This is a genomic window from Streptomyces sp. NPDC090106 (genome assembly GCF_044747265.1).
Classification (GTDB): domain Bacteria; phylum Actinomycetota; class Actinomycetes; order Streptomycetales; family Streptomycetaceae; genus Streptomyces.
This window is the reverse complement of sequence record NZ_JBIVDS010000032.1, coordinates 26,164-34,396: the sequence shown is the minus strand read 5'-3', so window position 1 is coordinate 34,396 and position 8,233 is coordinate 26,164. Positions and strand designations below refer to the sequence as shown.

Below are 8,233 nucleotides of genomic sequence, written 5' to 3'. Positions count from 1 at the left end.
CAACGTCGGCGAAGCAGGCGTATGCGGATTCGCTGCTGCCGGCCTGGTCCGGGTCGCGATCCTGGAAAAGGGCCGTTCCTCCAACGAGGACCCTGGAAAACTCAACGAGGACGCTACAAAGCGCGAGTTGGAGCGACTGAACAAGCAGATCAGCGAGAACCCCGCCAGCGCAGTGCGACGCCTGAAGGAAGCAGCTTCCCAGACCCGTGGCGTGAACCTCTGACAGCCAGGTCCGTCCGCGACAACATGAAGACGCTCCCACAGCCCGACACCCATAGCGCCTTGCGCCCCGTTCGGCAGGGTCGCATCGCTTTGAGTGCCGCTCTTCTGCCGTGAGCTCGCCGGTCAGGACCTGAGTTCGTTGTTGTGCTGTTCAAGCCGGGGAGAAAGGCATTCGCGTTCTCTCTGAATGCGGAAGGTCCAGTACTGCTGGAAGCCGCCGTTGCTGATCAGAGTCAGGACAGCCTCGGCTCCGGGGACGGTCCAACAGCTGACAGTGATATCGAGCCGGTCGGCGACCAGATGACCTGCTGATCCTTCGACGATGCCGCTGGCAAGCGGCCATCCGGCCACGAGGACTTGGTCATAGTGGAGATGGGCGGCGTTGTTCTCCCGGTAGCGGCAGGCCCGGTCGGCCGCGGCCCGCTCCTCTGCGAACAGACCGAGCCAGTCGGCTTGTGCACGGATATCGCTGACGGCCCCGGGGGGGGCATCGCCAGCCAGGAACCAACAGGGGTGCGCGTCCTGGTGCTGGTCGGTGCGGACAGATCCAAGGCGCGCTGCTGGCAGGACGGCGGCATGCCTGCTCGCTGCCGCCGTCGTGATAGGAGCATGCCGCTGCGCCGATGTTCCGGTCGCTGCCCTCGCGGCGCTACCCGTCGACTCCCACACCGGCCTGGTCCGCCGCAGCGCCCTGAACCTGTACGAAGCGATCCCCACCCAGCACCACCGCGAGCACGCTGCACGACAGCTACACGACGTTATGGCCAGCTGACAATGACCGCTCCCACAGCGGGCGGGAACGAGACCCCCTCACAGTGGAAGGATGCCTGCCACGTGGCCAGAGTCCCGCAGTCGTCCGCGTCAGCTGCGCCGGCCCCTGTGCGGGAGACTAGGCTAGAGGGTGCCCGAGCACGCCGGGCCGGACACAGGAGGTGGGCATCATGGCCGAGGTAACACCGGCCACGGTGGCGTCCTCGCGCTGGGCTCCGGCCGCGGACCAGCTACCCCGCGATCTCTCGGAGCTCGCTGGGCCAGTACACGGCGCGGTGACGTTGCCGCTGCATCTGGCGTGGTCGGGGCTGCGGACGTTCGACCTCGCCGACGAAAAGCTCCTGCTGGGGCTGTACCGGATCGTGCTGCTCAACGGCCACCACGAGGACTACACCCACTACCTCGACGCCACCCTGCTGGTCAGCCGCTGGCCCGTCCTGCGCAAGATGCTCGGCCGCAGCGTACGTGCCGTGTGGGAGGAGCGCTTCCCGCGGTTGCGGCCGGCGGCGGCCGCATGAGTCTGCACAACCTGCCCGAGCATCACCGGCGGCTGCTCGCCGACGCTCTCACCGCCGGGCGCCCGTACGGGCTGGCACTGATGGGCGGCTACGCCGTCCGGGCACACGGCATCGTGCACCGGCCCAGCCAGGACCTCGACTTCGCCACCCAGCACCCCGCCGACATGTCAGAGATCATCGAACAGATCACGGACTGGCTGACCGGAAAGGGCTGGCGGATCACTGTCGTCGACGTGGCGCCGCTCAAAGCCCGCTTCCTCGCCGCCAGACGCCCCGACGAATTCGACCTGGGCGAACTCCACGACCGGCTGGAGAGCCTGGAGTGGATCAGCGACGCTGAATTCGAGGCCTACGGCATGGACACCCCACGCATCAGACAACTGCGCCAGTGGGCCCAACACTGGCTCGACGACCTCGCACAGCGCCTCGCCGAGCCCTACGACGAAGCCCCCGACACATAGCCACACTCACGCCACACGGCTACCGGCGACACAACGCCACCAGCTCACCGCAGCCCTGGACCTCGCCTACTGGGCTCACAGCGAGGAAAACGTGCCAGCGGCCAGTAGGAGTTCCCCCGCGTACGGCTACCTCGATTCCCCACCTGGCAGTCAGATTCAGTGGCCTCGGCGTCGGCTCGGGGAACTTGCGCATGAAAGGGCTGTGCCCGTGGCACGTAGCAGGCTTTCCATCAGGGTGGAGCTGATCTCCGGGCACGGTGCAGACCTGTGGCCCCGCCCCGGCCGGGTCTTCGCCGCCGCGCGATCGCACTCCTTCGCCCAGTTCGCCACCGCCATCGACGTTGCCTTCGGCCGCTGGGACCTGGCCCATCTGCACCTGTTCACGCTGTCCGACGGCACCCAGGTCAGCCCTCTGGACTGGTGGGACGGCGAGGCCCCGGACGACACCGAGGACGGCCACACCACCAGGCTCGGCAGGCTGCAGGCCGACGAGCAGTTCGCCTACGTCTTCGACATGGGCGACGACTGGGCTCACCTGTGCACCGTGGCGGACAAACGAATCGATCCCCTCGACGAACTCGGCGAAGCCCCCGACCGCCCGGTTCCCTACTGGGGCTGGGGCAGTCTCCCCGACTAATACGCACGCCGCTGAGACGGGGACGACGGAGAGTCGTCGCTACCGAAGCGGCCCGCCCGCGGGCTCAGCGATCTGCCTCCGTTCCTGCCGTGGTGGGGCGAGCACCGCCACGGATGACCGCACGCTGCGCACACGAAGTGGTCAACAGCAGGTAATCGAAGTGGCCACGCGGGACGCTGATCTGGCCGCGGGCGGGGAAAGCCAGTTCGGCCAGCCGGGCCTGCGACATCCTCCGCCAGAACCGCACCAACTGCGCCATGCCGTTCACTGACCACCATTCTCCCCGCAGCGGGGCAGGACGGCCGTGTCGATCTTCCATCCGGCAACCGTAATCGTGTCTCCGAACACGTAGTGCTGCCGGTTGTCATACGCGGCTTCGGCGCTGCGGCAGGTGGGCGCCCAGTGGTTCCGTCCCGGGGGTCGACGATCAAGTAGTGCGGAACGCCCATCGCGGGATAGGCGCGCAGCTTGCCCTCGTAGTCGTTGGCCGGATTGGACCGCGAGACGATCTCGATGACCAGGTGGGAGCGCCGGGGGTCGATGGCGTCGCTGTCTGCGGTGGCTTCTTCCTCGTCGATCACTACCAGTTCCGGGATGCGCAGGACGCCCAGAGCGGCGTCCTCCATGTCGGTCTGCAGCATCAGGACCAGATCTGTGTCCAGCTGCGGCTCGAGCTGAACACGCAGACGGTGCGCCACCAGTTGGTGCTGCTTCCTGGGGCTCATCATCATGAGCAACTGGCCATGACTGATTTCCGGCCGCACCAGGAGCTCCGGCGGGTCGAAGGTCTCGCGGAACTCGCACAGTTGGCGGTAGACGCTCTGCTCAGTCACGCACCCACTCTGCATGACGACATCGTCGTGCCCCACGGGAGGCGCGTCCCCGTACGGCGGGCGAGAGAAGGCCGGAGTTCAGGGCCGACGGTGCCCGGTCACCCGGCCTTCGGGCCCAGGGCCCGTCCTTGGCCGTCACCGGCCCGTCGACAGGACCTCGCACGTGGGCGAGCCCGGCGAAGCGCCGCGCGTCGGCGGCGGCCAGGGCCCGGTCGTCCGCGGTGACCGTTCCGTCGTCGCTCTCGTAGACGACGACCGCCGAGCTGAGGTCGGGGGTGAACTCCTTGGCCAGTTCGATGGTCTGGGTCGACTCGGCCTTCTTCGGCAGGAAGGTGCCCACGTCGTTCTGCACGAGGCTGTTGAACTTGCCGCTGAACACCCCGGCCACCACCAGCAGTCCGATCCAGAACACGAGGACGGCCCATTTGGCCCGGTGGCCCGAGGGAATCGCTGTTACACGCATGAGGTCTCCGCTGTGAAGGGAGGACGGTGGGGGTCAGCCCTGCTTGCTGTAGAGGCGGAGCGCGATCGGGCCGCACACCAGGGTGAGGACGGCGATCGCGACGAGTGACCAGCCGATGTCGCCGCCGGCTCCTCCGGTGCCGTTCATCAGGGCACGCGCGGCGCTGGAGACATGGCTGAGCGGGTTCACGTCGACGAAGGTCCGGAGCCAGCCGGGCATGGTGCTCGGCGCAACGAAGATGTTGCTGGCGAACGACAGGGGCATGAGCACGGCGTTGGCGATGCTGAGGACGACGGCCTGGTCGCGGACGGCGAGGGCGACCACCGCCCACACCAGGGACAGGGAGAGCCCCAGGGCGATGACCAGGGCGACGGCGGGCAGTACGCCGAGGACACCGCCGTCGGGGCGGTAGCCCATGATCAGCCCGAGGGCGAGCACGATGGCGGAGGCGAACAGATAGCGGGCGATGTCGCTGAGCAGTCCGCCCAGGACGAAGGCACCGCGCCACACGGGCAGTCCGCGAAAGCGGTCGAAGGCCCCGCTGCGCACGTCCTGGGCGAGTCTGCCGCCCCCGTACATGGTGACGATGGCGATGCTCATGGTGAGCACGCCGGGCAGCAGGACCGTGAGGTACTCGCTGGTCGAGCCGCTGATGGCGCCGCCGAAGAGGTAGGTGAACAGGACCGTGAGCAGGATCGGGATGGCGGAGGAGTCGACGAGCTGCTTGGGGTCGTGCCTGAGCTTGAGCATGGCGCGCCTGCCGAAGGTGGCCGACGCGGCGAGTGCGCCGGCCCGGCTGCGGGCGCGGCCCTCGGCGAGGAGGGTGTCGATCGGGTCCGGGGCCGCGGCGGGGCGGGTGGACACGGCGGGGGTGTTCATGAGGTCGGTTCCTCGTGGTCGTCGGTGGCGGAATCGGTCCGGTGGCCGGTCAGGGCGAGGAAGGCCTCGTCCAGGCTGGGCCGTCCGAGGGAGAGGTCGGCGATGCCGACCCCGGCGTCGGCGAGCCGGGTGGCGGCGCGCCCGACGAGTCGGCCCATGTCGGCTCCGTCGGGTCGCTCGGCGAGCAGCACGGACACGGAGAGGGGGTCCGCGGCGGCCTGGACCGCTCCCTCCAGGGCGCCGGTGAGGATCTGCAGCGCGCGCGGGCGCTGCTCGCCGTCCAGGAGCCGGACGTGCAGGGTGCCCGAGCCGACCCGGGACTTCAGCTGGGCGCTGGTGCCCTCGGCGACGATCCGGCCGCCGTCGATGACGGCGATCTTCTCGGCGAGCTGGTCGGCCTCCTCCAGGTACTGGGTGGTGAGCAGCACGGTGGTGCCGGCCCCGGCGACCCGCCGGACCAGGTCCCAGACCTGGTTGCGGCTGCGCGGGTCGAGCCCGGTGGTCGGCTCGTCGAGGAAGAGCAGGTCGGGGGTGACGATCAGGCTGGCGCCGATGTCGAGGCGTCGGCGCATGCCGCCCGAGTAGCCGCCGACCGGCCGGTCGGCGGCGCCGGTCAGGTCGAACGCGTCGAGGAGGGCGTCGGCGCGCTTCCTGGTGGCCGCCCGGGACAGTCCGTTGAGCCGGCCGAGGATCAGCAGGTTCTCGTGCCCGGTCAGGTCCTCGTCGAGCGAGGCGAACTGCCCGGTCACGGCGACTTTGGCCCGGATCTTGTCCGTCTCGGTCAGCACGTCGTGGCCGAGGACGCGGGCGGTGCCGCCGTCGGGTCTGGTCAGGGTGGCCAGGATGCGGATCGTGGTGGTCTTGCCCGCACCGTTGGGCCCGAGGAAGCCGAAGACCTGTCCGCGCCCGATCGTGAGGTCGATCCCGTCCAGCGCGCGGCTGCCGCCGTAGAGCTTGACCAGGCCGTGCGCCTCGACCGCCGGCTGGTCCCCGTCCGCACTTTTCTTTGACATGTCGTAAGAGTTAGTCAAACTCTTACACCTTGTCAAGGTTGTGAGGGCTCACGTATCTTCGGGGAATGCCCGACTCGCACGACACCGCCACCACGCCACCGCGCCGCCGCAGGGCGGACGCCCGGCGCAGCATCGACGCCATCCTCAACGCGGCCCGGGTCGTGCTCGGCGAGCGGCCGGACGCGAGCATGGACGAGATCGGCGCCGCGGCCGGCGTCACCCGCCAGACGGTCTACGCGCACTTCCCCTCGCGCGACGCGCTGCTCCTCGCCCTCATCGAGGCCGCCGCCGCCGAGTACCTCGCCGCGCTCGACGCCGCGGCGCTCGACACGGCCGCGCCCGCCGAGGCGCTGGCCCGGTTCCTGGACGCGGGCTGGCAGTTCCTGCGCCGCAACCCCCTGCTGCTCAACCCGGCCGGCCCCGGGGCTCCGCGACCGGGCCGCAACGCGCTCTCCGACCCGGTCCCCCCACGGCTGGAGCAGCTCATCCGGCGCGGCCAGGACACCGGCGACTTCGGCGCGCACCTGCCCGCCGGCTGGCTCGCCGCCGCCGTCATCGGGCTCCAGCACACCGCGGCCGCCGAGGTGACGGCCGAGCGCCTCACCACCGACGAGGCAGCGGCGCTGTGTCTGCGCAGCGCGCTGCTCCTGTGCGGTGCGAAGGCGCGGGACCCGGAGCGTCAGCCGGTCACGCAGTGTCCGGAAGGCCACGGTCGATGAGCGCGAACAGCTCGTCGTCGGTGGCGGAGTCGAGGACGGCCTCGACCGCTTCCGGGGAGGAGGCACCGGTCTCCGGCTGAGCGTCCTCCCACAGGCCCAGCAGCCCGCGCAGCCGCCCGGCGATCCGGTCCCGCAGCGCCTCCCCCGTCCCGGCCCTGGCCAGGGTCCGTTCGAGGCGGTCGATCTCGTCGAGCACCGGCTCGGGGCCCGGCTCCGTCTCGGGAACGAGCCTGGTGCGCAGATGATCGGTGAGTTCGCCGGGAGTGGGATGGTCGAAGACCAGGCTCGCCGGGAACCGGCTGCCCGTCGCGGCGGACAGCCGGTTGCGGAAGTCGACGGCGGTGAGGGAGTCGAACCCGAGATCCTTGAACGGGCTGTCCGGGTCCAGGCCCGCCGGGTCCCCACCGCCCAGCGCGACGACCGCGTGCGAGCGGACGAGGTCGAGCAGGAACTGCCGCTGGCCGGCCGTGCTCAGCACCGCCAGCTGCCGCGCCACACCGGTGGCGGGATCGGCGTTCACGACCTGTGGCCGGGCCGGGGCGTTGACCAGGCCGTGCCAGAGCGCCGGCAGCGCACCGTCCCGGGCGAGGGTCCGCAGCCGGGCGGTGCGCACGGCGGTCGCCAGCAGGACGGGTTCGGCGCAGCCGCGCGCGGCGTCGAACAGGGCCAGCGCCTGCGATGTCGGCACAGGGGCGAAGTACCCGCCCATGCGCGCCCGGTCGGAACCGGTGAGGCCGGCGGTCAGCTCGCTGGTCTCGGCCCACAGGCCCCAGGCCACCGAGGTCGCCGGCAGGCCCTTGGCACGCCGGTGGCAGGCCAGGGCGTCGAGGAACACATTGGCCGCCGCGTAGTTGCCCTGACCGGGTGAGCCGGTCAGGCCCGCGCCGGAGGCGAACAGCACGAACGAGGCGAGGTCGGCCCCCGCGGTGAGTTCGTGCAGATGCACGGCCGCGTCGGCCTTGGGCCGCGGGACGGTGTCGATCCGGTCGGGGGTGAGCGAGGGCAGCACCCCGTCGTCCAGGACGCCGGCCGCATGCACGACCGCCGTGAGCGGGTGCTCGGCCAGCACCGCGGCCAGCGCCCCGGCGAGGTCGCCCCGGTCGGCCACGTCGCACGCCACGATCTCGGCCCGGGCGCCCAGCCCGGACAGCTCGTCGAGCAGCGTGAGGGCCAGTGAGCGCGGCGGGCTGCACGGGTACGACGGCGGCAAGAAGGTCAGCGGCATCAAGCGCCACCTGCTCGTCGATACCCGCGGCACTGTCCTGGTCACCTGCAAGGCCCGGCGAGCGTCGGCGATCGCGACGGAGCTGCAGTCCTGTTCGCTCGGGCTGCCAATGCCTTCCCGCGCCTTCGGCACGTGTGGGCGGACCAGGGCTACCGTGGCGCCGACTTCCATGCCTGGGCACGGGAAGCCACCGGCATCACCGTGCAGGTCGTGCAGCGCCGCAACGGAGGGTTCCGCTCGACCTGGGCGAAGGTAGGCACACCGCCTCCGGAAGTGCCCCTCTTTGCGGTCGTCCCGCGCCGGTGGGTCGTAGAGCGGACATTCGCCTGGCTGGGACGGTGCCGCCGCCTGTCAAAGGACTACGAGTACCTGCGCGTCTGCTCGGAGAACGCCATCTACCTCACCATGGCCATGCTCCTCGTGCGCCGCCTCGCAAGACCAGCCCGCTGACCGGCTTTTCAGACGCCCTCCAGGAATCACTGAGCACAGAAG

The 8,233-nt window shown here is 70.4% G+C and carries 12 protein-coding genes; 6 read left to right on the top strand and 6 right to left on the bottom strand.

The window, feature by feature from the left end:
• Nucleotides 1-223, top strand: a 223-nt coding sequence (locus ACIPSE_RS46385) for a hypothetical protein (RefSeq protein ID WP_401676076.1), incomplete at its 5' end; no start/stop codon positions are given.
• Between the two features lie 122 nt (nt 224-345).
• On the opposite strand, the gene ACIPSE_RS46380 is transcribed toward ACIPSE_RS46385, so the two are convergent.
• Nucleotides 346-573, bottom strand: a complete 228-nt coding sequence (locus ACIPSE_RS46380; RefSeq protein ID WP_401676074.1) for a hypothetical protein — start codon at nt 571-573, stop codon at nt 346-348.
• 590 nt (nt 574-1,163) lie between these two features.
• On the opposite strand from ACIPSE_RS46380, the gene ACIPSE_RS46375 reads away from it, so the two are divergent.
• From ACIPSE_RS46375 to ACIPSE_RS46365, 3 genes are all read left to right on the top strand, one after another.
• Nucleotides 1,164-1,511 (top strand): hypothetical protein, encoded by a 348-nt coding sequence (locus ACIPSE_RS46375; protein WP_401676072.1) that lies wholly within the window; start codon nt 1,164-1,166, stop codon nt 1,509-1,511.
• The gene (locus ACIPSE_RS46370; RefSeq protein ID WP_401676070.1) at nt 1,508-1,972 is read left to right on the top strand and encodes a nucleotidyl transferase AbiEii/AbiGii toxin family protein; all 465 of its coding nucleotides are present in this window, start codon (nt 1,508-1,510) and stop codon (nt 1,970-1,972) included. Before ACIPSE_RS46375 ends, ACIPSE_RS46370 begins: the two co-directional genes overlap by 4 nt.
• Nucleotides 1,973-2,180: 208 nt before the next feature.
• Nucleotides 2,181-2,609 (top strand): hypothetical protein, encoded by a 429-nt coding sequence (locus ACIPSE_RS46365; RefSeq protein WP_401676068.1) that lies wholly within the window; start codon nt 2,181-2,183, stop codon nt 2,607-2,609.
• On the opposite strand, the gene ACIPSE_RS46360 is transcribed toward ACIPSE_RS46365, so the two are convergent.
• From ACIPSE_RS46360 to ACIPSE_RS46345, 4 genes are read right to left on the bottom strand one after another with little or no spacing between them, the layout of a single operon-like run.
• Nucleotides 2,606-3,442, bottom strand: a complete 837-nt coding sequence (locus tag ACIPSE_RS46360; protein ID WP_401676066.1) for a Uma2 family endonuclease — start codon at nt 3,440-3,442, stop codon at nt 2,606-2,608. The two genes, ACIPSE_RS46365 and ACIPSE_RS46360, sit on opposite strands and share 4 nt — an antisense overlap.
• Nucleotides 3,435-3,905 carry a hypothetical protein gene (locus tag ACIPSE_RS46355; RefSeq protein ID WP_401676064.1) on the bottom strand — a complete coding sequence of 157 codons (471 nt, stop codon included), beginning with the start codon at nt 3,903-3,905 and terminating at the stop codon, nt 3,435-3,437. Before ACIPSE_RS46355 ends, ACIPSE_RS46360 begins: the two co-directional genes overlap by 8 nt.
• A 33-nt stretch (nt 3,906-3,938) precedes the next feature.
• A complete protein-coding gene (locus tag ACIPSE_RS46350; RefSeq protein ID WP_401676062.1) occupies nt 3,939-4,784 on the bottom strand; it encodes an ABC transporter permease in 846 nt (281 codons plus the stop codon).
• Nucleotides 4,781-5,797 (bottom strand): ATP-binding cassette domain-containing protein, encoded by a 1,017-nt coding sequence (locus ACIPSE_RS46345; RefSeq protein WP_401676060.1) that lies wholly within the window; start codon nt 5,795-5,797, stop codon nt 4,781-4,783. The genes ACIPSE_RS46350 and ACIPSE_RS46345 overlap by 4 nt, the downstream gene beginning before the upstream one ends.
• A gap of 65 nt (nt 5,798-5,862) precedes the next feature.
• Here ACIPSE_RS46345 and ACIPSE_RS46340 point away from each other — a divergent pair, with 65 nt between their 5' ends.
• The gene (locus ACIPSE_RS46340) at nt 5,863-6,516 is read left to right on the top strand and encodes a TetR/AcrR family transcriptional regulator (protein ID WP_401676058.1); all 654 of its coding nucleotides are present in this window, start codon (nt 5,863-5,865) and stop codon (nt 6,514-6,516) included.
• Here ACIPSE_RS46340 and ACIPSE_RS46335 read toward each other — a convergent pair.
• A complete protein-coding gene (locus ACIPSE_RS46335; protein ID WP_401676056.1) occupies nt 6,485-7,741 on the bottom strand; it encodes a KR domain-containing protein in 1,257 nt (418 codons plus the stop codon). The genes ACIPSE_RS46340 and ACIPSE_RS46335 overlap by 32 nt on opposite strands.
• A 45-nt stretch (nt 7,742-7,786) precedes the next feature.
• Between ACIPSE_RS46335 and ACIPSE_RS46330 the strand changes: the two genes are divergently transcribed.
• Nucleotides 7,787-8,191 (top strand): transposase, encoded by a 405-nt coding sequence (locus ACIPSE_RS46330; RefSeq protein ID WP_401676080.1) that lies wholly within the window; start codon nt 7,787-7,789, stop codon nt 8,189-8,191.
• Nucleotides 8,192-8,233 lie beyond the last annotated feature (42 nt).

Coding starts and splice junctions, on each gene's coding strand:
- ACIPSE_RS46375 (WP_401676072.1), top strand. CDS start 1,164: ATGGCCGAGGTAACACCGGCCACGGTGGCGTCCTCGCGCTGGGCTCCG.
- ACIPSE_RS46370 (WP_401676070.1), top strand. CDS start 1,508: ATGAGTCTGCACAACCTGCCCGAGCATCACCGGCGGCTGCTCGCCGAC.
- ACIPSE_RS46355 (WP_401676064.1), bottom strand. CDS start 3,905: ATGCGTGTAACAGCGATTCCCTCGGGCCACCGGGCCAAATGGGCCGTC.
- ACIPSE_RS46350 (WP_401676062.1), bottom strand. CDS start 4,784: ATGAACACCCCCGCCGTGTCCACCCGCCCCGCCGCGGCCCCGGACCCG.
- ACIPSE_RS46345 (WP_401676060.1), bottom strand. CDS start 5,797: ATGTCAAAGAAAAGTGCGGACGGGGACCAGCCGGCGGTCGAGGCGCAC.
- ACIPSE_RS46340 (WP_401676058.1), top strand. CDS start 5,863: ATGCCCGACTCGCACGACACCGCCACCACGCCACCGCGCCGCCGCAGG.
- ACIPSE_RS46335 (WP_401676056.1), bottom strand. CDS start 7,741: ATGCCGCTGACCTTCTTGCCGCCGTCGTACCCGTGCAGCCCGCCGCGC.